Origin of the sequence: Nonomuraea sp. B5E05, assembly GCF_039880665.1 — a bacterium.
In the GTDB taxonomy this organism is placed as follows: domain Bacteria; phylum Actinomycetota; class Actinomycetes; order Streptosporangiales; family Streptosporangiaceae; genus Nonomuraea.
Genome location: NZ_JBDPMJ010000001.1, coordinates 576,931 through 598,197, shown reverse-complemented (window position 1 = coordinate 598,197; position 21,267 = coordinate 576,931). Strand labels below are relative to the sequence as shown.

Below are 21,267 nucleotides of genomic sequence, written 5' to 3'. Positions count from 1 at the left end.
CAGCGACGAGGGGACGATGACTGAGTACTGGGTCGAACCGCTCAAGGACACCAGGGCGCCGCAGATCGAGGACACGATGCCCGTCGGCGGCGACGGCGACGCCGAGAGCAGCGACGGTGTCTCCGCGCTCATCCAGAGCACCAAGCCGGACCGGGTCGCCGAGGCGGGCCGGCAGTACAAGGAGATCGCCGACATGTGCGAGCACTCCGTGGAACTGCTGCACAAACAGGCCGGGTCCATCGCGGAGACGCTCGGCGGCGAGACCCTTGAGCAGGTCTTCAAGACCATCGGCGAACTGCAGAAGGACCTCGCGCGCATCGCCTTCGCCGCCCGGTCCGTCGGCGAGCCCCTGCGCTGGTACGGCGAGGAGGTGCTCCCCTGGTTCCACAACAACGTGCCGAGGACGGGCGGCGTCGGGCTCGACGACTCGGTCGGCGACTTCTTCGGCAGCGACACCAACGGCCACGCCCTCGCCCGGCACCACCTGCGGCAGCTCAACCGGTTCATGGGCGAGGCGTACAACGCCATGGGCGACTACGTCGAGCAGCGGTCCAGGGCGCCGCAGACCGGCATGAGCGGCGAGTACGGCCCGTTCGTCGCGCAGCCCGGCCTGGGGCCGACCGGCGACCCGTACCTGGGCTCGCCGTACGAGTCGCCCGGTTTCGGCGGCACGCCCGGGCTGGGCGGCCCGGACGTCCCCGGCCTCGACGACCCCTCCCTGCGGGACCCGTCACTGCGGGACCCGTCCCTGCAGGATCCTTCGCAGCAGGATCCTTCGCTCAAGGACCCGTCGCTGCAGGACCCGTCCCTGCAGGACCCGTCGCTCAAGGACCCGTCGCTCAAGGACCCGTCACTGCAGGACGCCGCCCAGAACCCCGACCTCAAGACGCCGGACCTGAAGACCCCCGAGGTCAAGTCGCCGGACCTGCCCCAGACCCCCTCCCCGACGGACCTGTCCGCCGTGCCGCCGACCTCACCGCAGAATCTCGGGAACGTCCCCGCCACCGGGCCGAGCGCGCCCTCCGGCAGCGCCCCCGCCACGCAGCTCGGGAGCACGACGGCGACGCCCCCGGTCGGCGGGCGGGCCGGGGCGGCCGGCATGCCGATGGGCATGATCCCGCCCATGATGGGCGGCGCCGGGCAGGGCGGGCAGGGGCGGGACCGGGAGCGCGCCACGTTCCCGCTGGTGGAGGACGAGGCCTTCGAGACCGATGACATGGGCGGACCGTCCCTGATCACATGACGATGATCACTGAGCGCGTCCGCGGCTACCGGCTGCTGGAGCGGGCCGGCCAGGACGGCCCCTGGGCCGTGCACCTGGCGCGGTCCGCGGCGGCCGGGGCCGGCGTGCTGGTCAAGACGCTCGCCTGCCATCGGGTGGACAAGCGGGCGCTCAAGCGGATCGTCCGCGGGTTCGGTTTCCCCGAGGCGCTGGCCGCCCACGCGGGCGTCATCCCGGTGCTGGAGGTCGGGGCGACCGGGGACGGGCGGCCGTACCTCGTGACGCCGGTGCACGAGGGTCTCACGCTGGCCGAGCGGCCCGGACGGAGCCTGCCGATGCCGCCCGCCCAGGCGGCGGGGCTGCTGCGGGCGGTGGCGGGCGCGCTCGCCGCCACCCACGCGGTGGGCGGCGTGCACGGGCGCGTCAAGCAGGAGAACGTCATCGTCACGGCCGGCGGGGTGGCGCTCACCGGGTTCGCCATGTCCGCGCTCATGTCCATCGTGGAGCTGCCCGACGGGACCGTGCCCTCGGTGCACGCGGCGCCGGAGGAGCTCGAGGGCCGCGCGCCGGCGCCCGCGTCCGACGTGTACGCGCTCGGGTCGATGGTGTACGAGCTGCTCGCGGGGCGGCCCGCGTTCCCGCTGGACGGGCCGGCGAGCACGGCCAAGTTCACGCTCGGGGTGCTGACGGAGAGCCCTGCGCCGCTCCCCGCCGGCGTGCCGGACGAGCTGGCGGACCTCCTGGCCAAGGCGATGTCCAAGGACCCCGCCGCCCGCCCGGCCGCCACCGACCTGGCCGCCTTCACCCTCGGCGGCGCGGGACGAGCGCCCGCGTCCGCCCCGGGTCGCGCGCCCGCCGGGGGTGTGCGGGCGCCGCTCGGCGAGGGCCTGCCCGCTCCGGGGCCGGACCGGCCGCTCCCCCGCCCGCCCGCCGACCGGCCGTACGCCGGGGCGCCGGACGGGGAGGAGGACCCGGAGAGGTTCGAGCGGTCGGCCCCCCGCGAGCTGGTCTGGACGGTGGACCCCGAGCGCTCGCAGGTGAGGCCGCCCGCCGGACCTCAGCCCTTCCTGCCGCCGCCTCCCGACGTCGCTCCTGAGGAGGCGCCCGCGCAGGAGCAACCCTCCGGCAGGAGGGTTCCGCTGTTCGTGGCGGGCGCGTCGGCGCTGGCCGTGCTCGTGGGCGTGGGCAGCGTGGCCCTGGCCATGAGCGGCGGCTCCGGCACCGAGGTGCGGCAGCGGCAGCCCGTGGCAGCCACCGCCCCCGGCGACCCGGACCCCGCCACCCCGCCTCGGGCCGACCGGCAACCGCCGGCCGTCCCGCAGACCTCCCAGCCGGACCAGAACTCGCAACCGGACGAGTCGCGCACGCGGCCATCGTCCGGCCCCGCGACGTCGCCGCCCGCCGACCGGCCGGTCACCGACCCGCGGGACGTCGCCAGGTACCGTCCGAAGAGCCTCAAGGTGGTCGCCGACAACGGCACCACGGTGACGCTGGCCTGGAAGGCGGTGCGCAAGAGCGGCTATCCCACGGTCGTGCAGCAGGCCCCGGGCGATCGACTGATGTCGGCGACCGGCGACGCCGGCACGTACACCGTCGGCGGCCTGGACCCGGCCACCGGCTACTGCTTCAAGGTCGGCGCCGTGGTCGCGCTCGGCCAGCCCTCGTCCGTCGCCTGGTCGCCGGCGCTGTGCATCCGCGGAGCCACGGAGGCGGACCCGCGCGGGCATGACGACGAGACCCGGCCTCCCATCGTGCTCCCCCCGGCCACCCTGCCTCCCTCCTGACGGCTCTCCACCGCCCCCGCTGACACCCTCAGCCGAGCAGGGATCGAGGTGACAGGCGGCGGGCGAGCCGACGCGGCAGCCCGGCCCGCTGCCGGACCAGCCGGTCGATCTCCGCGACGTGCCGCCAGGCCAGGTCGGCGTCGGCTTCGTCCACGGGCGCGTCGCCGAACGTCGCGAGGTTCGCCAGGTCGGCGAGCGCCGTCAGCGGCTCCCGCGCCGGCTCCCCCAGCACGGCTTCGGCCCGTACGGCCACCTCGTGCGCCGTCAACGCGCCCGAGGGCGGGAGCCCGGCTCCGCGCAGCCGGAACACGGTCTCCCGCCACGCGCCCGCCACCCGGTCTGCGGGTGAGGAGCCGCGGCGGCGGCGCATCCGCCGCACGGGCGGCACGACGGCGACGGCCGGCAGGTACGTCAGGGCCACGCCTGCCGCCACCGCCACCCAGACGAGCGGCCCGGCCGGGGTTTCACGCTCCGCGGGCTCCGGGGTCGGTGCCGGAGTGGGCCGTCCAGCCGCTGTCGGGGTCGGCTCGGGTTCCGAGGAGTCGCTGTTGATCGCCTGCTCGATCTCCTTGGCCTGCTTCGGCGTGCCCTCCGCCACGTCGCCGCCCCCGCCCGAGCGCGTACGCGAGGGCGTCGGGTAGAACGGCACCCATCCGATCCCCTCGAACCCGACCTCGGCCCAGGCGAGCACGTCCCCGCCGCGCACCTGCCGCACGCCGCCCTCGGCGGCACTGCCGGGGCGGAAGCCGACGACGATCCTGCTGGGCAGGCCGATCGAACGGGCCAGCAGCGCGAACGACGCGGCGAACTGCTCGGTCGTCCCCCTGCGCGACTCGGTCAGGAAGAACTCGATGGCCCGGTAACCGTGCCCGGGCGGCGCGGTGACGTCGTTCTCGGCGTGCTCGCGCAGGTAGGTCGCCAGCCGCGCGGCCTGCTGGGCCGGGCCGCGCGCCCCGGCCGTGGCGCGGCGGGCGATCTCGGCGAACCGGGCGCGCTGCGGCGGCGTGCTTCCGCCGGGGCCGTCCGGCAGGCTGACCAGGGCGGGGTCGGCGAGCGGGGTCACGTCCCGCAACTCGCCGGAGACGTAGCGGCGGACCCCGGACGTCACCTCGTACGTCATGCCCTGCCCCGCGTGCGCGCTGGCCAGCATGCCGGTGGCCGGGTCGACCACGATGCCGGACCCTCTGGCGAGCAGGGGCCGGTCGGCCGCGGGCAACCACGGGCCGGGCAACTTCTGCAGGGTGAGCCGCTGGCGGACGGTGTCGCGGGCGCCGTCCTGGCCGGGCACGCGCCCGCCCGTGGGGACGAACCCGGCGTTCGACGCCCAGGTGACGCCGTCGAACGTGTCGAGGACGGCCAGCCGCAGGTTGACGTCGGAGCCGGTGCTGACGGTGAACAGCTCGCGCTGGGGGTGCTGCAGCCACGCCGACACCTGGTCGAGGGCGCTCACGCCGGAGATCGGGCGCGGCGGGGGTTGTTCGACGAGCCGGCGCACGTCGTACGGGCGGTCCGCCATGGGCAGGACGGGCGCCGTCACGACGGCGGCCGGCACCAGGCAGGCCACCAGCAGCACGCCCACCGCGCAGGTCCACGCCGGCCGGCCTGCCCTGACCAGCGCGAGCAGCAGCGCGACCCCGGCGAACACGGCCGCGTACGGCACCACGGAGCCCGTCCCCGCGACGCCGAGCACGACGGCGACGGCGAGCACGGGCAGCGCGGCCACGGCGGGCAGCAGGACGGCCCTGGACCGCAGCGCGAGCTCGCACCCTGCCGCCGTGCCCGCCCACACCAGGAAGCTGACCAGCACGATCGCCGGGCTGTCCGGGGCGGCGGGGAGGATGGTGGTCAGCAGCCAGCCGGTCGCGTCGCGCACGCCGAGCAGCGCGGCCCGCGCGCCGGCCGGGCTGGGCACGACGCCGAGCCACGCCTCCGCCCTGTAGAGCGTCGCCGACACGGCCACCAGCCAGGCCAGCACGTGCACCGGGATCGTGCCCCAGAGGGGCAACCGCCCGGACAGCAGCAGCGACACCATGCACGGCGCCACGGCGGCCAGGGCGACGACGGGGAGCAGCGCGGCCGGCGGGAACACCCCGTCGAACGCCAGCCCGGCCGTCGCGACGAGCAGCGCCACGACGACCGCCGACCCCGCCCTGCGCGCGGGCGACCCGGGGGCCGCCGCCCCCGGGTCCGGTGCCGCGCCGGGGGCGGAGGACGTCCGTGGCGGGGTGGTCAGCGTGGCCATGCGGTCGCCAGTTCGTCGAGGTCGCCGGCTTCGAGCACGGTCACCCCCGCCGCGGCCGGCGGCCCGCCGTCGCGCGGATCCCCGACGCGGACGAACAGCACCTGGTCGAAGCGCCGCCGCACCGCCGCCGCGTCGGCCAGCGCCGCGTACGTGCCGCTGACCAGCACCAGCGCCCCGCCGGAGCCGGCGCGGCGCAGGGCCTGCACGGGCGGCTCGGCCCGCGGCTCGCGCTCCACCAGCGCGAGCCGGTCGAGCACCTCCTCCGCCTCCCCGGGGGAACCCTTGGCGTGCAGCAGTTCGCCCGCCCCCGTGAGCAGCCGCACGGGGAAACGGTCGCGGGTCACCGCGCACGCCACCGACGCCGCGATGTCGACGGCCAGCTCGAACTCGTCGTCCCCCTCGTACGCGGAGTGCCGGGTGTCCAGGACGGTGACGGTGCTGGGCAGGGTGACGTCGGTCAGTTCCTTGACCATGAGCACGCCGGTGCGGGCCGTGGAGCGCCAGTGCACGTGGCGCAGGTCGTCGCCGACCACGTAGTCGCGCAGCCCGTTGAAGCCGACCGTGCCGTTCGGCGCCGATCGGGAGGCCAGGCCGTCCAGGTGGCGCCGCCGCCCCGAGTGCGGCGGCCGGAGCGGCACCGTACGCGGCCGGACGAGCAGCAGGTCGGGGCGCCCGTACGCGACGGAGCGGCGGGCCAGGCCGAACGGGTCGGTGCGGTCCAGGCGCAGGGGCCCGACGGGGGTCTCGCCGCGCCGCCGGGTGGGCAGCCGGTACGACACCGTCCGCGCCGTGTCGCGGGCCAGCGCGGGCACCTCCACGGCGACCGTCGTGCCCCGGCAGGTGTCGCGGGCCACCAGCCCCGCGTGCCGCCACCGGCCGGTGTTGCGTACGTGGAGGATCGCCACGGCGGGCTCGCCGCGCGTCACCTTCGCCGGGGTCACCTCGCGCCGCACGTCGAGGCCCGCGCCCCTGAGCGTCCACAGCGCGCCCGCGCCTACGGCGGTGATCCCGGCCACCGCCAGCACCGCCGCCTGGGGGTACCCGAACGGCGCCCCCACCGCGTAGACCAGCGCCGACGCGGCGGCCAGGCCCCAGCCCGCCCTGGTGATCACTCGCACTCCCAGAGCGGGGCGGCGGGGAAGCCCCCCTTCGGGGTGTCCATCAGCACGTCGTTCAGCCAGCCGCTGCCCCTGCTGGACTCGACCTTGTTCCAGACGTTGCTGCTCATCCCCGTGTCGGTGTCGGTGTAGGAGGCGCCTCGCTGCTGGCAGATGACGGTCATGGTGATGTACTCGCCCTTGGGGATGCGCCCCGCCTCGCCGCCGGGGCCCGGTCCCGGCCGGATGAGCGTGTTCCTGTGGTCGTTGTTGGCGTTGCGGAACTGGGCGGGCGGAGGCCGCAGGTCGGCGGTCGCCTCCGCGCGTTCCTGGCTCTCGCCCGCTTCGTTCTTCGCCCGCAACGTCCATGTGTAGGACTGGCCGTTCTTGAGCCCGGTGACCTCGGCACCGGTGCCGCCGGGGTCGGCCGGGTGGTCGCCGGGGCCTTCCAGCGTGTACGTGACGCCGCCGCCCTTGGCGTTCTCCGGCGCCGACCAGGTCAGGTCGGCGCCGTGGTTCTTGCCCTTGGCGGTGAAGCCGGCCGGCCTGCCGGGCGCGACGCAGGGGCGTACGGGGATCGACGGCTCGGACACCACCTCGCCGCCGTCGTACTCGGCGGCGACCCTGAACGTGTACTCCTGGTCGCACCGGCCGCCGGTGATGCGGAACTGGAACGGGCCGTCCGGCCTGGCCTTCGCCGGGGTGACGTCCGCGCCGGGAGGCGCCCCCTTCAGCGTGTAGCCGGTGACCTCGCCCTGGCCGGAGGGCGTGAAGACGACCTCCATCCAGCCGGGCCCCGAGTCGGCCGTGACCGACCTCGGAGGGTCGGGGGTGCGCGTCGGGGTCGGCGTGGGAGTCGGGGTCGGGGTGGGCGTCGCGGTGGTTTCGGTGGGGGTCGGCGTGGAGGTCGGGGTCGGGGTGGCGGTGACGGTCACGGTCGCCTGCGCGGTCCCCGTCCTGGTCGGGACGGACGTCGGCGTGCCCGTGGGCTGCTCTGCCCGTCTGGTCGGCTGTGCCGCCGTGGGCGTGTAGGTGGGGATCGGCAGCGGCGTGGGCGTGTCCTTCTGGCCGAGCGCCTCGTCGTACTTGCCGACCCGGCGGCCGCTGCCGTCCTTCTCGATGACCAGGGCGGTCTCGCTGAACTGGTCGTTCACCCAGAGCAGCCCGTCCTTGACGAACACCTCCAGCGGCCCGGCCTTGCCCGTGACGACCTTCTCGGGCTCGAACTTCTTGGCCACGGTGTCGTACACGATGAGCCGGCCCGTGCTCTCGTCCGGGATGTAGATCCGCCGGCCGAGCGCCTGTGGCGGGCCGAGCTTGCCGCCCTTCACCGCGACGGTCGTGAGGGCGCCGCTCGAGGTGTTCACCAGGACGAGCGCACCCTGCGCGGGCGCGAGGACGGGCACGATGTCGCTCTCGGCCACGGCGGGCACCAGCAGGCCTCCGGTGCCCGCGTCGGTGACGGTGCTGGGCAGGCTCACCTGGAGCCGGGTGCCGGTGGAGCCGATCACCATGGCGGAGGCGGCGGCGGAGTTGGTGACCAGCGGCACGCCGTTCGCGATCGTCAGCGTGAGCGGGTCGCCCGGCTCGCCGACCGTCACGGCCTTGCCCTTCTGGGCGCCGTTGACCTGGACGAGCGTGCCCTCCTCGGGGACGGGCACCCAGAGCGTGCCGTTCCTGTCGATGCCGGCCTGCCCGAGCGGCGGCTTGAGGCTGATCGGGGTGCCGATCGTGGCAACGGTGAGCGGGTCGAGCTGCTGCACGGTGCCGCCGCGCGGGTCGACGGCGTACGCCTTGCCGGCGGCCATCACGACCTCCGTCCCTGCGGCGCTCAGCTTGCCGGTCTGGGCCACCTCCAGCTGGGTGGAGTCGATGCGGCTGACCTTGCCCGTGGTCTCGTCGACGACGAGCACGTTGTCGCCGTCCTGCACCACCTTGAGCGCGTCGCCCTCGGCGGAGGCGAGGTCGACCCGGCCGTCCACCTGCCCGGACAGGCCGTTGGCGTGCACGACCTCGCCGTTGAGCGCGCTGGCCAGCCAGGCCCCCACGTCGGAGAGCTCGGGCCGGGCGCTCGACACTCCCGTGCCCAGGAACAGGCCGGCACCCACCAGCACGGCGACGAGTGCGGACGCGACGACTCCCGCCGCGCGCCGCCCTGCCGCGCTACGCCACCTCATGGCCACTTGTTCACATCCCGCGAGATTCCGCACATACGTGTCCGCGGACACACTAGGGGCGGACCCGCGCCGTGCTCCGTCCCTTCAAACAACCTGGAAATGTCGCTCAGCGCGCGTCGCGCTGCCGCTCCTCCAGCGCGCGGAGTTGCTCCTCCATCGACGCCTCGTACGACTCCAGCAGATCGCTGAAGTGCTCGTCGGGCAGGTCGCCGCCGAGCGTGCCCGCCATGACCGCCTCCACCTTCCGCGCCACGTCGTCCTGGGCCTCCTGCGCGGCCCGCAACATCGCCTCGGCCAGCCGCCTGCTGTCCATGCGCATGGCGCGCGGCGCCAGCTCGACCTCCGTCAGGCGGCCCGAGGCTGCGACCGTCACGCGCACCTGCCCGTCCGCCGCCGCTCCGTGGCCGACCGCCACGTCGATCTCGCTCCTCAGCTCCTCGACGCGGGCCAGCATCTCCTCCGCCCGCGCGGTGATGCGTTCCAGGTCCTCGGGGTCGAAGTCGTTCAACGTACCTCCCGGTCTCTGCGGGGAGAGTACGGCGGGCGGACTCCACTTCGGAAAAAGTTGAAGGGTGCAAGAAGTCGTTGCGTTTACATACACATCAATGGCACATTTCCCCCGAGTGGCCGGCAGGAAAAACGCCTCACCCGAGCGGCGTGCGCACACCTGCTCCAGATGTCAGGACGCCGCGCGTCCCATGTCCTCCCAGGGGAAGGTGTTCATGTGAGTCAAGGGTTCGTGTCCATCGGCCCCGGCGGTCTCGACGAGCTCGGCAGGGCGGGAAAGGCGTGCGCCGACACGGCCGCCGCGCTGTCCGGGATTCTCCGCGACTTCCAGGCCGGCGCCGCCCCTGACGTGGACACGTACGACCTCATCGAGGAAGGCGCCGCCGAGTTCGCGAAGGGCTACGAGGCGTTCTTCAACGGCCTGTCGTCGGCCCTGTGGCAGCGCGAGACGATCATGCGGCAGCTCGGGGAGGGGCTGCGGGCGGGCGCGGTCTCCTACGACGCGGCCGGCAGCGGGCGATCCGGGGCGCCGCCGGTGGCCCGGGCCGCCGAGCCGCAGTCGCCCGGCACGGTGTCGATCATCTGGAACGCCACGCTGGACATGCTCGGGATGGGCGGCGCGTACGAGGAGCGGCTCGCCCAGATGCGCGAGAGCTGCCTTGCCACCGCGGAAAACCTCAGAAGCGTCCACGACACGCACATCTCCGCGATCGAGGCGCGCCTCCAGCGGGCCGACTGGCGCGGCGACGCCGCCGACGCCTTCCGCGAGACCTGGCGCACCCGCGTGAACCCGCCGGACGGGGACGCGGAGACGCCGAGCCTCGCGGCCCTGGCCGCGCGGAGCGACGAGGCGGCCGCGATCGTCGACAACGCGATCAAGGCCACCCAGGAGACCAAGAAGTACGTCACCCTGCTCCTGGCCAGTCTCGGCGTGGCCGTCGGGGCCGGCGCGGCGCTGAGCCTGGGCGCGAGGGCCATCAACCGGCTGGCGGCGCGGCAGGCCCTCGGAAGGGTGGCACTCCTGCTGTCCGGCCGCCACGCCAAGCTCGGCGCCATGCTCGTCCGCGTCGCCGAGAAACTGGCGTTCCGCTCGGGCACGAGGCTCCTGGGCGCCGGTGAAGCCGGGCGCGCGGCGCTGTCGGCGTACGTGAAGAACTCCGCGCTCGTGGCGGGCACCAACTACGTCAACTCCGGCCTGGCGAACACCCTCAGGGGGCAAGAGGACCCGTGGGGGGTGAACGTCAAGATGGCCGGCACCCTGGCGGGGCTGTCGGTCCTCGGCGGAGGGGTCGGCTTCGTGAAGGGCCTCGCCCCCGTGGCGCGGCTGGCGCAGAACCATCCGATGGCGTTCGCCGTCGGGCTCGAAGGGGCGCTCAACGGGGGCGCCAGCACCGGCCTCAGCCTGCTGTACGACGGCAAGCCGCTGGGGGCGGCGCTGAAGGACGGCCTGACCGTCGGAGCCGTCAGTGCGATCTTCGGCGGCGGCTACGCACGTCTCCTGCGCGACAAGACCGGCCTGCGGCACCACGCCTTCCACAAGGCGGAAAAGTGGGATCTCAAGCTGTCGGCGGCGGACCCGTCGAAGCCGCTGACGCCGATGAACGCGCGCTTCACCCCGCGCCACCTCTTCTCCTGGATGGACCCGGCCAAGCACGGGTACGTGCCGGTGGTGGGGAGGGGCGCGGGCGACTCCACGACCGTCTGGGCGCCGAAGACCAGCGTGTCGGCCAGGGTGCGGGAGTTCCAGCTGTGGAACCCCCAGTCGGCGCTGAACAAGATCAGCACCTGGCCCAAGGCCATGCAGGCGCCCGCGCAGGGGCTGGTGAACTTCAGTTCCAAGCCGGTCAGCGCCTTCCTCGACGGCTCGCCGTTCGTGAAGGGCCGCCTGCTGGGCCTCCTGCCCGGGACGATCTCCTACAGCCTGGTGCCGCGCGGCCAGGTCGACACGCCGGCACTGTCCGTCCCCGAGCACGACGACTGGACGTCCAGGGCCCCCGCCCCGCCGCCGGAGCAGGCCGTCCCCGAGACGCCGCCCGCGCTGGGCGGCGGGGAGCGCGTCGTGGCGCCCGGCGACACGCTGGGACACATCGCCGTGGACGAGTACGGCGACCCGCGGCACGCGCGGACCGTCTACGAGGCGAACGACGACATCGACGGCATCACCCCTGACCACATCGAACCCGGATGGCGGCTGGACATCCCCGAGATCCCCGCCGGCGAGAGGCCTTCCCAACCGTAGGAGCACGATGATCCGGATCGAGCCGGAAACGCTGCTGACCGCCGGCAAACTCTGCCATGAGGCCGCGCTCGCCCTGGCCGGGGAGGCACGCACGTTCGAGAGCGGCGCAGCGCCCACCGACGGCTGCTTCGGTCTCGTGGAGCGGGGCGCGGACGAACTCGCCGAGTCGTACAAGAGCTTCCACGAGGAACTGCACGCCTTCACCTTCGACCTGGCCGCCAAGCTTGAGGACAGTGCCACCGGGCTGCGCGAGACCGCGCGCACGATGGGAGGTCTCTGAGTGGCGGGCCCCTTCGACCCGGTCCTGGACCTGGTCAAGACGCTGACCAACGCGGTGGCGTCCATCGGCGGGAAGGAGCAGGAGCGGCGGTTGACGGAGATGGCCGCCGCGTGCCGCCGGCTCAAGAGCACCATCGAAGGGCTGGAGCCGTCCCTCGAAGCCGTGCCCCGGACCCTCGACGGCTGGGCCGGCAAGGACGCCGACATGTTCCGCGAGAAGTGGCGTGAGCATCTGGCCCCCGAGTACAGGCAGGAGGCGGCCGCTCACCTCGAGAACGCCGCGGCGGTGCTGCACCAGGCGGTGGAGTCGTCCCAGCAGACCAGGAAGGCGCTCAACGAGCTCATCACGTCACTGTTCGTCTCCGTCTCCGCGGGCGCGCTCGCCTCGCTCGCCGCGGCGGGCCTGAGCACGTACGCGGTGTGGGCGTCGAGCGCCGCCACAGCCGCCCGCGGCGCGTCGGTCGCCAAGGGCATTCTCAGCCGATTCTCCGCCGTGCGCGCCGCCGCCGCCGCGGCCATGCGCACGTTCGCCACCGTCGGCCGATCGAAACTGGTACGCGGGCTCGCGATGTACGGCGGGCAAGGGTTCCGCGCCACCGCGCTCGCCTCGCTGCGCAAGTACGGGCAGATCTACGGCTGGTCGTTCGGCGGCAACATGCTCGCGGGCGGCGTCGCGAGGGGCGTCTTCGGCCAGAACCCCTTCGATGTCTCCATCCTCTCGCTGGCGCAGACCGCCAACGCCTCCACCGTCGCCGGCCTCACCGGCCCTCTCGGCCAGACCCGCTCCTTCACCGGCCTGGCCTCCAGACGGCCGTTCTCCAACAACGTCACCATGGGCGCGCTCGCGGGCGGCGTTCCCGCCTTCTGGAACGCCAGGATCGAGGGCAAGTCGTGGGGCGCCACCTTCGGCGACGTGGCACTGTTCAGCGGGATCGCGGGCGGGTTCAACGGCGTGGTGGGACGGGCGTTCAACCCGCGTCAGGGCCAGTGGGGTGTGCCGTCGCCCACCTGGTTCAAGCGTCTCCCGCCGATGGCGCAGAGCTCGCTGCTGGGCTTCACACCCAGCGTAGGGCTCAGGGTGGTGGTGCCCTTCGCCCCGTCGGCGCCACCACCCCGCTTTGACGATTAGCCGTTTCTTGAAGTGGGACCTCCCGTCAGGGATGACCGCTAGCGTCGGCCGAATGTTCTCCGCTATCAGAAAGTCCGCGACGGCCGTGGTGGCGCTGGCCATGGTGTTCGTCGCCGGCGCCGCACCAGCGAACGCCGCCGGTCTGGGCACGTACGGCGATTTCTCCCGCATGTTCGACAGGAGCGCCGGCCAGTTCTGGTCGGGCTCGTGGCGCAACCAGTGGGCATGGGAGCCGAAGGGCGGCAACGTCTCGCACATCAGGTGGGGCGACCCGGCCACGTGGCCGCCGGCCAACTACGAGAAGTTCGAGCGCGTCGGCGACTGGGTGAAGCTCGACGGCTACGGCAACAACGAAGGCATGCTCAAGCAGCGCGTCACCAAGGAGCAGATCGGCGACGTCAACTGCAAGAACATGAAGCCGCTGCTGTCGCTCGACGGCAAGCAGCACTATGTGAAGTGGACCATCCAGCCGGAGGCGTACTGCCTCGAGGCCTGGGGGAAGATCCTCATCCCCGGCGGCACCGACGTGGACTTCTACCACAAGCAGGTGTGGTTCCCGCCCTCCGGGCCCACGTGCGCCAACAAGTACTTCCAGGGCCGGACCTGCATCAAGCAGTTCGAGATCTGGAAGGACAACAACCGGGGCAACGGCGACGTCGGCGGGCCACTGGAACTGCGGCACCAGCGGGACAACATCTTCGCCAAGGGCATGGGGCCGGCGTTCATCATCCACAACTACTTCCCGGACAACGGCTGGCAGGCCGAGCTGCGCCAGGCCTGGACCTACTGATCGACCTCACCGCCTCGCCTCCGCGATCAAAGGAAGCGACCCCAGCCGCTTCTGCACATGATCGGCGACGAAAGGGGGTACAGACTTTTCGGCTCTGACGTGCGGCCACGTCTCCACGAGCGTGGCCGCGGTGTCTTTGACGACACTCGTGACCCAGTCGGCGTCGAGACCCGCGCGCCGGGCCAGGTTCCGAAAATTGTCCAAAGTGATGAGCTTGGCCACTTTGCCGCCGTTCACCGCGAAGGCGAGCTCTTCGGCGCGGAACTCGTCATAGGAGGACACGGAGACGAAGTCGTAGGCCGGGGAGAGCCGGGGAGTGATGCCGTCCGGATATCGAAGCGTCCAGTTCTTCAGATGAGCGTCGAGGTTCCCCATGACCACGATCGCGGTCAGCCTGCGAACATATTCGGCCAAGTCCCGCGGGCAGACCGCGCCGATGAACTTGGCCAGCCCGGCATACGTCGCTCTGTCGTACTTGGAAGCCACGGCGACCTCCCTGATCTGCGCGAAGTCCTCCTGATGAACGCGGCCCGCGGCCGGGCGATCGAACCGCCGCACCGCGAAGGCGCTCTCCTCAGGATGGATCAGCCCATCCGGCAGACCGATGAGTTCTGCTCCGTTCACCAGCCTGATTTCCGGCACCTCGATGCCGACCAGCTTCGCCCACTTCAGCATGGAGTACTCGTTGGCGGGAACCTCGGGAAAACGCCGATCGGGAAGCTTGACGATCCAATCACCGCCCTGTCCCGACATGGGAAGGACCAGCCCTTTCCCTTCCCAGCGCATGGAGAACTTCGCCTGCACCCCGGCCAGCGAGAAACGAACCTTTCCTGTGCCGTCGTCACGTGACAGGGCAGCCGGTTCAGGGATGGCGGGCACGTCGGATTCGGGCACGACACGTACGTTGCCGGGCAGATCCTCCCCCAGGAGCATCAGCACCTGGAAGTCATGCGGATGAGCTCGGCCGAGTTCGCGTCCGATCAGGTTGCGCAACCCGCTGCCCGGCTCTGGCAGCAGATTGGCGAACCACTCCGGCACGGAGCCGCTCGCCATCCGGCGTTTTCCCGGATTCGCCTCGAAGGCCTGCCCAAGGACGGGATGCGCAGGAGCTCTGTCCTCGTAGTCGAACCAGGTGTTGCCATCGCGATAGCCGAGGGTGCCCACCCGGCGATCCCCGAGAAACACCCCGGCCGTCGCCGTGTCACTCATGGTCCTCATCCTCATCGAACAGCGCGGTCACATCCGGCCCGTCCGGAAAGCCGAACAGTGCACGGCTCTGGACATGGCGGTAGATGGCTTCTTCGACATCATTGGCACGTCTGACCATGAAGCTGACCTGTTGCCCGCCGCGCAGCAGCGCGAGAGAGCCCTCGTTCAGGCAATGGCTGGCCAACACGCGCTCGTCGAGGTCCTGGCTCAGGAGCAACTCCGCGACATCGCCGACGTCGTGCGGCTGGATGAGCCGGTTGGCCAGCCCACTGTCCAGAGCCCTTCTGCCACCAAGGATGGGAACAAGTGGTTCGCCGCTTTCGAGCAATCGTGCGGCGTCGATCGGTTCGCCGAGACGGTCGGGAGTGAGGTGCCTGGGGGTCAGAGACAGCAGACCGAGGATGTTGACCTTCGCCTGCGCGCGATTGAGGCGAGTCTGCGCGATGTCGGGTCTCCACGGCGACGCCGCCGGGAGGAGCTCGAGCAGCCGTTGAGCGCTTGAGAGCGGGTCGGTGTGCACGGCCGCCGCGCCCCGCCGCAGCCCCACCGTGTTGCCCTGAGGCGCCACTCCGAGAACCGCGCCGCGCCAGATCCAGCGACAAAGCAGATCCGCTGTCCTGCCTCCTGGCAGACCGAATGTCGCCATGAACCTGGCCAGCACCGGGATGTAGAGGGCGTAAGGAACGAGTTTGGCATGGGGAATGCCGGCCTCATCGCGCAGGAAGTCAATGACGTGGCCCAACGCCATTTCCGTACGGGCAAAAGCGTTGCGCCGATCGTCCTCGTCGGCGAACTCGTCCCGAAAATCCCGATCCACCTTCGCACTGCGGATGGCCAGCAGGCTCTGCAGGAGGATCTGCTCGGAGATCTCCCCGAAGCCGAACGTCCGAACACTGCTGCTCAGCGTTCGCAAGTCGCCCGGCTGCTGCTCTCCCGTGATCGAATGCAGTGCGTTGAAGACTTCCGCGCTCTTCAACGGCCTGCCGAAGGTGTTCATGCGGTCGAAGATGTCGCGCAGAACTCGATCATCCTCACCGGTGACGATGTACAGAGGGATCTTGTAATCGCGTACGGCCGCCACCACCTGGTCCGCCAGCGCGATCTGCTCATTGCTCAGGTGCGGCCGAGCACGGATCCACGCGTTCGTCCCAGCCGTGTCGAGAACGAGAGACATGGGCAAGTGAAAGTTCCCCGGCCGACGCCGGCGTGGCAGTGATACGAACGTTCGGCGAGCAAGGTCGAAATATATGCGAAAACGCGGGTCAACAGTTTCTTCGGTGGCGGTCAGCGCTCCGACCAGGCTGGTGATCCGCTGCTGGCCATCGACCACCCAGTACGCATCTCCGGCCGCCTCGGCCTCGATGTGAAGATGACCGATGAACACCTTTCCCGCCTCCGCGGGACGCTGCCATACCAGCACGTTACCGATGGGATATTTCCGGAAAATGCTGTCGAACAACTGGGTGACGTCGTTACGCTCCCACCGATAAGAGCGTTGGAACGAAGGCACCCGTATCCGGCCATCGAGCGTAAGCTCCACCAGATCGCCCAGTGAAATGCTGTCGACCTTGGGTCGAGTCACTGCAGCCACCCTGGCCTCCCCTCGCGCCGACCACTTTAGTGGTTCCGCCGGAGGCCAGGCCTGCGTGCCGGCTGGGTAGCCTGTCCGGCGGGAATGGTCAGCCTGTGTGGCTGGCGACCAGCGCGAAACGGCGCGCGGTCGCCCGTAGCGGGCGGCCGCGCTCCATGTCCTCGTGCAGGGCGCGCAGCCGGTCACCGTAGCGGTCCACGTCGAAGCCGGGCACCTGCCACGGAATGATCCGCAGGTACAACACGAGCGCGCCCACGTCGCCGATCGTGACCGGGGAGCCGGCCTCCTGCCGCCAGGTGACGTCGAGCCCCGCGTCGGCCAGCCCCGCGACGGCGGTGCCGCTCGCGCACCATGTCCTCGTAGTCCCACGGCAAGTCACCCGCCGTCGTCATGCGGCCATCGAACACGGCGAAGTTCCAGCCCTCGAACGGCGTGGCCGGCGCCTCCCGGATCAGCTCGTCGTACCCCATGCCGCGATCATGCCCGCTCCCCCCGTCTCCGCGCCTGCCATTAACCGCCCCGCGCCCCGTGGAGGGAGAGTCAGGGCCGATGTCATGGCGCCGAGATGACGCGTGTCATGTCGAGGTGGTGATTCGGCTGACTGCCGACCACCTGCCCAGATACATCAAGATATTGGCCATGATTTCCCCTCGAATGCGACACACCAGGCGGCTGGCCGCCGCAGCCGCACTGCTCACCACGGCCACCCTCATGGCCCCGGGCACGGCGGCGGCCGCTCAGGAGCCCGCGCTCGACCGGCAGGCGCTGCAGCAGTCGCTGGACGCCGCGCACAAGGCGGGGATGTACGGGATGCTCTCGACGGTCCGCGACGGGAACCGTACGTGGCAGGGCGCCACCGGCGTCGCCGACGTGACGACCAAGCGGCCGATGCACCCGAGGATGACGCACCGGGTCGGCAGCATCTCCAAGACCTTCGCGTCCGTGGCCGTGCTGCAGCAGGTGGCGCGCGGCACCGTCGAACTGGACGCCCCCATCGGCCGCTACCTGCCCGGCCTCGTTCCGGGCGGGCGCGGCGAGAAGATCACCGTACGGATGTTGCTCAACCACACCAGCCACATCGCCGACTACATCGCTCCGGCGTTCCCCTCGCTGCTGGAGGGCAAGACCAGCAGCCTGGACGAGCACCGCTTCCGTAAGATCAAGCCTGCGGAGCTGGTGAAGATGGGCCTGGAGGGCACCCCGACGGGTGAGCCGGGCGCGACGCCGGGCTCCTACTCCAACACCAACTACGTACTCATCGGCCTGCTCCTGGAGAAGGTCACCGGCGAGAACGCCGAGCGCCACATCACGCGCAACGTGATCCGCAAGGCGGGCCTGCGGCACACGTCCTACCCGCGCACACCGCGCATCCCCGGGGCCCACTCGAAGGCGTACGAGTCGTGGTACGGGCTGATCGACCCGCCGCGCGACTACAGCGTCTACGACATGTCCTACGTGCGCACCGCTGGTGACGTGGTGTCCACGATGGACGACCTCAACCGGTTCTACCGGGAGCTGCTGCGCGGGCGGCTGATCGGCGCGGAGCAGCTGGCCGAGATGCGGAAGACGGTGCCCGTGAACGCGGGCGGCGGATATCTGCCCTACGGCCTCGGCCTCTACGCCGCCGACCTGCCGTGCGGCCGGTTCTGGGGGCACGACGGAGCCGTATTCGGCATGGGCGCCCAGTCGTTGTCCAGCCCGGACGGCAACCGCCAGATCTCGTTCGGCATGAACCTCATGAAGTACCAGAAGATCGGCGATGACGGCCAGCTGGAGCCCAGCGAGATCGACACCGCGATGGCGAACCACCTGATCCTCGCGCTGTGCGGGAAGGGCGGCGCGACCGCGAAGTCGGAAAAGAAGCCGTTCGTGCCGCTCCCGACGAGCCGGATGGCCGTCAAGCGCTGACCGCCCGTCGCCGCCGCGGCCGGCGGCGGGCAGGCGGGGGCGGGCAGGCCTACGCGGGGTGCCTCATCTGTGGATTTGTCCACACACGCTTCATGTGTGGATTTGTCCACAGATGATCGCGGCGAGTCTCCGTAATGTCCCTGATGCCGGGAACGACCGGCACACCGACACGGGGAGGGAACCCAATGCGTAAGACCCTTGCGATCGCCACTCTGGCCGGCTCGATGGCCGTCACCGGCATCGCTCTCACCCCCGCCGCCCAGGCGGCCACGCAGTCCACCGCGACGACCACCGCCACCGCCTCCTACGGCGGCAGCTGGGGCAAGTTCTTCTCCAGCGACCGCAAGGCGTACACGTTCGGGAAGACCTGGAAGCAGCACGGCAAGGTCCACACGAAGTGGTACGGCGTCGACAAGCGCGGCGGCAAGAAGGCCTGGGTCTGGTTCGAGGTCTACCAGAACGGCCACTGGAAGAAGTTCAACAGGGCCTGGGACGGCAAGGTCGCCGGCAGCTGGAGCGGGCGGGGCATCAGGAAGGCCTACACGTTCACCTGCTGGGCGGGCAAGTTCGACAACTGCGGCCGCAAGTACCGCATCTACTAGACATCACCACAGCACGATCACCAAGGCCCGGCGGCCACCCGCCGGGCCTCGGCCATGTCAGGAGAAGAAGGACCGGACGTGCGGCGCCAGCACCTCCCACGAGACGTTGTGGTCCTGCCCCTGCAGCACCGTGTGCCGGGGGGACGGCAGGAGGTCCACCAGCGCCTCGGCCGCGGCGAGGCTCCACGCGCCGGTCTCGGAACCGGTCAGGACCAGGGCGGGCGCCTTGACGCCGGCCAGCTCGGCCGGCGGGCGGCCGTCGCCCATGATCGCGGCGTCGTAAGCGAGGGTCGGGGCGATCGCCTCCATCGACGCCCACATGGGCGCCTGCCTCATCTGGCCGATCACGCCCGGCGGCATGCCCACGGAGCTCAGGAAGAGCGCCATGGCGTCCCCGCGACGGCCATCGGCCAGGCAGGCGGCCAGCTCGGCGGCGTACGCGCGGGCCCGCTCGGGCGCACCGGCGTCGAGCTGGAACGGCGGCTCCCACAGGGCGAGCCGGGTGATCGGCACCCCCTCGGCCGCCGCGCGCAGCGCCAGCACCGCGCCGGAGGAGTTGCCGAACACGGCCGCCGAGCCGCCCGCCGCGGCGATCACCGCGGCGAGGTCCTCGATCTCGCGCCGCACGTCGTACGGCGGGGTGTCGCCGCTGTCGCCGCGCCCCCGCCGGTCGTAGCTGATCACCGTGTGCCCGTCCGCCAGCAGCTCGGCCAGCGGCGCGTGGACGCCCCTGGCGCAGGAGGCGCCGCTCACCAGCACGACCGGGCTGCCCGAGCCCAGCCGGTCGAAAACGATCTCGGTTCCGTCGGCGGAACGTGTGGAGGTCATGGTCACCACCCTTTCCCGTGGTCCGTTTCGCCCCTCCCACGAACGGCGGGCGCCCCGGCGGACACCTCGTCAGGAGAAATCTCGGCGAGACGCCGGGCGAGGTAGCGGCGTTCCGGCTCGGTCGGGGCCAGCGGCAGGGCCTCGCGGTAGGCTGCGGCCGCCTCGGCACGGCGGCCCTGGCGGCGCAGGAGGTCGGCGCGGGCGGCGGGCAGCAGGTGGTAGCCGCCCAGCTCGGGCGCGAGCGCTTCGACGAGGGCCAGCCCGCGCGCCGGCTCGCCCATCCCCACGGCGACCGCCCGGTTCAGCCGGACGACAGGGGACGGCACGAGCGCCTCCAGCCGCCCGTAGAGCGCCGCGATCTCGGCCCACGGCGTGCGTTCGAAGGAGTCGGCGCTCGCGTGGCAGGCGGCGATCGCGGCCTGGATCTGGTACGGCCCCGCCCGGCCCTGGCGCAGCACGCGCTCCAGCATGGTGACCGCCTCGCCGATCCGCTCGTGTCGCCACAGGGAGCGGTCCTGCTCTTCGAGCGGCACCAGTTCGCCCGCGTCGAGCCGGGCCGGGCGCCGGGCGTCGTGCAACACCATCAGCGCCAGCAGGCCGGCCGCCTCCGGCTCGCCGGGCAGCAGCGAGACGAGCATCCGCCCCAGCCTGATCGCCTCGTCGGACAGGGTCCGCCGGATCAGGTCGTCACCGGCGGCGGCCGCGTACCCCTCGTTGAACAGCAGGTAGAGCACGCCGAGCACTGTGGCGAGCCGGCCGGGCAGCTCCGCCGCGTCCGGCACCTGAAAGGGGACGCCCGAGTCGCGGATCCTGGCCTTGGCCCGGGTGAGCCGCTTGGACATCGTGGCCTCGGGGACCAGGAAGGCGCGGGCGATCTCGGCCGTGGTCAGCCCCGCCAGGGTGCGCAGCGTCAGCGCCACCCGCGACTCGAACGGCAGGGCGGGATGGCAGCTAGTGAACATGAGCCGCAGCCGGTCGTCGCCGAACTCCTCCTCGCCGTCATCAGGCCGCGGGGACCCGGCCACCGCCAACTCGCGCAGCTTGGCCGCGCCCACGGCGGCCCTGCGGAGACGGTCGATCGCCCGGTTGCGGGCGGTGGTGGTGAGCCAGGCGCCGGGCGCGGGCGGCACGCCGTCGGCCGGCCACCGCTGGAGCGCCTGGGTGAAGGCGTCCTGAGCGCACTCTTCCGCCAGGTCCCAGTCGCCGGTCATCCGGATGAGCGTCGCGATGATCTGCCCCCACTCCTCGCGGAACAGCGCGTCGACCGTCTCCCGGACGTTCACGGCAGCAGCGCCCGCACCTCGATCGTGCCGTGCCGCGCGACGGGATGAGCCATGGCCGCTTGGAGCGCCTGCTCCCTGGTGGCGCACTCGATCAGGCTGAACCCGGCCACGACCTCCTTGGCCTCGACGAACGGGCCGTCGGTGAGCAGGACCTCACCGTCACGCGCCCGGACCGTGGTGGCCTCCGCCGGCGCCTCCAGACCACCGGTCTGCAGCAACCGGTCCCCCTGCGCCTCGGCCCACGCCTTGCAGTCGGGCAGGAAGTCCGGATCGGCCAGCATCGCCTCGTGGGCCTGCTGATCTCCGCAGATGAGCAACAGGAACTTCATGCTCCGAGCCTAGGCCTCTCTGGAGTTGAGAGAGGTGGGGCGGTGGTAACC

The 21,267-nt window shown here is 71.9% G+C and carries 18 protein-coding genes; 8 read left to right on the top strand and 10 right to left on the bottom strand.

Annotation, left to right across the window (positions count from 1 at the left end; all coding sequences use genetic code 11):
* The first annotated feature begins 16 nt into the window (after positions 1-16).
* Entirely contained in the window at positions 17-1,243 is a 1,227-nt protein-coding gene (locus ABGB01_RS02750) for a hypothetical protein (protein ID WP_347769886.1), read from the top strand.
* Complete coding sequence (locus tag ABGB01_RS02745) at positions 1,240-3,006, top strand: protein kinase (RefSeq protein ID WP_347769884.1); 1,767 nt, start codon at positions 1,240-1,242, stop codon at positions 3,004-3,006. Before ABGB01_RS02750 ends, ABGB01_RS02745 begins: the two co-directional genes overlap by 4 nt.
* 28 nt (positions 3,007-3,034) lie before the next feature.
* On the opposite strand, the gene ABGB01_RS02740 is transcribed toward ABGB01_RS02745, so the two are convergent.
* The 4 genes from ABGB01_RS02740 to ABGB01_RS02725 all read right to left on the bottom strand — a co-directional run bounded on the left by ABGB01_RS02740 (position 3,035) and on the right by ABGB01_RS02725 (position 9,030).
* A complete protein-coding gene (locus ABGB01_RS02740; RefSeq protein WP_347769882.1) occupies positions 3,035-5,248 on the bottom strand; it encodes a transglutaminaseTgpA domain-containing protein in 2,214 nt (737 codons plus the stop codon).
* Positions 5,236-6,360, bottom strand: a complete 1,125-nt coding sequence (locus ABGB01_RS02735; RefSeq protein WP_347769880.1) for a DUF58 domain-containing protein — start codon at positions 6,358-6,360, stop codon at positions 5,236-5,238. The genes ABGB01_RS02740 and ABGB01_RS02735 overlap by 13 nt, the downstream gene beginning before the upstream one ends.
* Positions 6,357-8,522, bottom strand: coding sequence for a hypothetical protein (locus tag ABGB01_RS02730; protein ID WP_347769878.1), 2,166 nt, complete (start codon positions 8,520-8,522; stop codon positions 6,357-6,359). The genes ABGB01_RS02735 and ABGB01_RS02730 overlap by 4 nt, the downstream gene beginning before the upstream one ends.
* Before the next feature lie 106 nt (positions 8,523-8,628).
* Positions 8,629-9,030, bottom strand: a complete 402-nt coding sequence (locus ABGB01_RS02725; RefSeq protein ID WP_347769876.1) for a YbaB/EbfC family nucleoid-associated protein — start codon at positions 9,028-9,030, stop codon at positions 8,629-8,631.
* Between the two features lie 216 nt (positions 9,031-9,246).
* Between ABGB01_RS02725 and ABGB01_RS02720 the strand changes: the two genes are divergently transcribed.
* The 4 genes from ABGB01_RS02720 to ABGB01_RS02705 are packed head-to-tail and all read left to right on the top strand — an operon-like array spanning position 9,247 to position 13,466.
* Positions 9,247-11,268, top strand: a complete 2,022-nt coding sequence (locus ABGB01_RS02720; RefSeq protein WP_347769874.1) for a hypothetical protein — start codon at positions 9,247-9,249, stop codon at positions 11,266-11,268.
* 7 nt (positions 11,269-11,275) lie between these two features.
* Complete coding sequence (locus ABGB01_RS02715) at positions 11,276-11,548, top strand: hypothetical protein (protein ID WP_347769872.1); 273 nt, start codon at positions 11,276-11,278, stop codon at positions 11,546-11,548.
* Positions 11,549-12,676: a hypothetical protein gene (locus ABGB01_RS02710; RefSeq protein ID WP_347769870.1), complete on the top strand. Its 1,128-nt coding sequence runs from the start codon at positions 11,549-11,551 to the stop codon at positions 12,674-12,676.
* A 52-nt stretch (positions 12,677-12,728) separates the two neighbouring features.
* Positions 12,729-13,466 carry a hypothetical protein gene (locus ABGB01_RS02705; RefSeq protein ID WP_347769868.1) on the top strand — a complete coding sequence of 246 codons (738 nt, stop codon included), beginning with the start codon at positions 12,729-12,731 and terminating at the stop codon, positions 13,464-13,466.
* 6 nt (positions 13,467-13,472) lie between these two features.
* On the opposite strand, the gene ABGB01_RS02700 is transcribed toward ABGB01_RS02705, so the two are convergent.
* The 3 genes from ABGB01_RS02700 to ABGB01_RS02690 all read right to left on the bottom strand — a co-directional run bounded on the left by ABGB01_RS02700 (position 13,473) and on the right by ABGB01_RS02690 (position 16,645).
* Entirely contained in the window at positions 13,473-14,675 is a 1,203-nt protein-coding gene (locus ABGB01_RS02700; RefSeq protein WP_347769866.1) for a type II toxin-antitoxin system HipA family toxin, read from the bottom strand.
* Entirely contained in the window at positions 14,668-16,257 is a 1,590-nt protein-coding gene (locus ABGB01_RS02695) for a DUF262 domain-containing protein (RefSeq protein ID WP_347769864.1), read from the bottom strand. Before ABGB01_RS02695 ends, ABGB01_RS02700 begins: the two co-directional genes overlap by 8 nt.
* Before the next feature lie 97 nt (positions 16,258-16,354).
* Positions 16,355-16,645, bottom strand: coding sequence for a hypothetical protein (locus ABGB01_RS02690; protein WP_347769862.1), 291 nt, complete (start codon positions 16,643-16,645; stop codon positions 16,355-16,357).
* Between the two features lie 275 nt (positions 16,646-16,920).
* On the opposite strand from ABGB01_RS02690, the gene ABGB01_RS02685 reads away from it, so the two are divergent.
* Both ABGB01_RS02685 and ABGB01_RS02680 read left to right on the top strand, forming a co-directional pair.
* Positions 16,921-18,174 (top strand): serine hydrolase domain-containing protein, encoded by a 1,254-nt coding sequence (locus ABGB01_RS02685; protein WP_347769860.1) that lies wholly within the window; start codon positions 16,921-16,923, stop codon positions 18,172-18,174.
* Between the two features lie 185 nt (positions 18,175-18,359).
* On the top strand, positions 18,360-18,776 hold the full coding sequence (locus ABGB01_RS02680; RefSeq protein ID WP_347769858.1) for a hypothetical protein: 417 nt from the start codon (positions 18,360-18,362) through the stop codon (positions 18,774-18,776).
* A 57-nt stretch (positions 18,777-18,833) separates the two neighbouring features.
* Here the strand turns inward: ABGB01_RS02680 and ABGB01_RS02675 are convergent, their stop codons facing one another.
* Genes ABGB01_RS02675 through ABGB01_RS02665 form a run of 3 tightly spaced genes read right to left on the bottom strand, consistent with a single transcriptional unit; the run spans position 18,834 to position 21,216 of the window.
* Positions 18,834-19,604 (bottom strand): alpha/beta hydrolase, encoded by a 771-nt coding sequence (locus ABGB01_RS02675; protein ID WP_347769856.1) that lies wholly within the window; start codon positions 19,602-19,604, stop codon positions 18,834-18,836.
* Between the two features lie 2 nt (positions 19,605-19,606).
* Positions 19,607-20,887, bottom strand: a complete 1,281-nt coding sequence (locus ABGB01_RS02670) for a sigma-70 family RNA polymerase sigma factor (RefSeq protein ID WP_347769854.1) — start codon at positions 20,885-20,887, stop codon at positions 19,607-19,609.
* The gene (locus ABGB01_RS02665) at positions 20,884-21,216 is read right to left on the bottom strand and encodes a YciI family protein (RefSeq protein WP_347769852.1); all 333 of its coding nucleotides are present in this window, start codon (positions 21,214-21,216) and stop codon (positions 20,884-20,886) included. The genes ABGB01_RS02670 and ABGB01_RS02665 overlap by 4 nt, the downstream gene beginning before the upstream one ends.
* Between the last annotated feature and the right edge of the window lie 51 nt (positions 21,217-21,267).

What these genes read in the sequence shown, in the direction of transcription:
- ABGB01_RS02750 (WP_347769886.1), top strand. Translation starts at nt 17, where the DNA reads ATGACTGAGTACTGGGTCGAACCGCTCAAGGACACCAGGGCGCCGCAG.
- ABGB01_RS02745 (WP_347769884.1), top strand. Translation starts at nt 1,240, where the DNA reads ATGACGATGATCACTGAGCGCGTCCGCGGCTACCGGCTGCTGGAGCGG.
- ABGB01_RS02740 (WP_347769882.1), bottom strand. Translation starts at nt 5,248, where the DNA reads ATGGCCACGCTGACCACCCCGCCACGGACGTCCTCCGCCCCCGGCGCG.
- ABGB01_RS02730 (WP_347769878.1), bottom strand. Translation starts at nt 8,522, where the DNA reads ATGAGGTGGCGTAGCGCGGCAGGGCGGCGCGCGGCGGGAGTCGTCGCG.
- ABGB01_RS02715 (WP_347769872.1), top strand. Translation starts at nt 11,276, where the DNA reads ATGATCCGGATCGAGCCGGAAACGCTGCTGACCGCCGGCAAACTCTGC.
- ABGB01_RS02705 (WP_347769868.1), top strand. Translation starts at nt 12,729, where the DNA reads ATGTTCTCCGCTATCAGAAAGTCCGCGACGGCCGTGGTGGCGCTGGCC.
- ABGB01_RS02700 (WP_347769866.1), bottom strand. Translation starts at nt 14,675, where the DNA reads ATGAGTGACACGGCGACGGCCGGGGTGTTTCTCGGGGATCGCCGGGTG.
- ABGB01_RS02685 (WP_347769860.1), top strand. Translation starts at nt 16,921, where the DNA reads ATGCGACACACCAGGCGGCTGGCCGCCGCAGCCGCACTGCTCACCACG.
- ABGB01_RS02680 (WP_347769858.1), top strand. Translation starts at nt 18,360, where the DNA reads ATGCGTAAGACCCTTGCGATCGCCACTCTGGCCGGCTCGATGGCCGTC.
- ABGB01_RS02675 (WP_347769856.1), bottom strand. Translation starts at nt 19,604, where the DNA reads ATGACCTCCACACGTTCCGCCGACGGAACCGAGATCGTTTTCGACCGG.
- ABGB01_RS02665 (WP_347769852.1), bottom strand. Translation starts at nt 21,216, where the DNA reads ATGAAGTTCCTGTTGCTCATCTGCGGAGATCAGCAGGCCCACGAGGCG.